The sequence below is a fragment of the Bittarella massiliensis (ex Durand et al. 2017) genome, from assembly GCF_017566145.1.
GTDB classification, from domain to species: Bacteria; Bacillota; Clostridia; order Oscillospirales; family Ruminococcaceae; genus Bittarella; species Bittarella massiliensis_A.
In genome coordinates this window covers 1-298 of the sequence record NZ_JABFCL010000072.1, presented here as the reverse complement: position 1 = coordinate 298, position 298 = coordinate 1, and the positions used below count along the sequence as shown (strand labels likewise).

The following is a 298-nucleotide window of genomic DNA, read 5'->3' as shown; positions in this document are numbered from 1 at the left end:
CGTCATGAAGACGGGCGTGGGGCTGGTGCGCGGCCAGCGCCGCGACTCCGCGATCTGGACGATCGATGTCGATAAGGGACCGCGCGGCATTCGCGGCATCCACATGGACATCCTGGGGCCGGTCATCGTGGGCCGCTCCCCGTCCTCCGATATCTGCGTGAACGAGCCCTTCGTCTCCGCGAGCCACGCGCGCTTCTCCCTCCAGGGCCCCGCGCTCGTGATCGAGGACCTCAACTCGCTCAACGGCACCCTCGTCAACGGCCGCGCGCTGCAGGAGCCTGCGACCCTTCGCGAAGGC

General features: G+C 69.1%; 1 protein-coding gene. It reads left to right on the top strand.

Features of this window, described 5'->3' with window-relative positions; genetic code table 11:
• On the top strand, window positions 1-298 hold a 298-nt coding region (locus HJY11_RS13500; protein ID WP_208076454.1), incomplete at both ends, for an FHA domain-containing protein.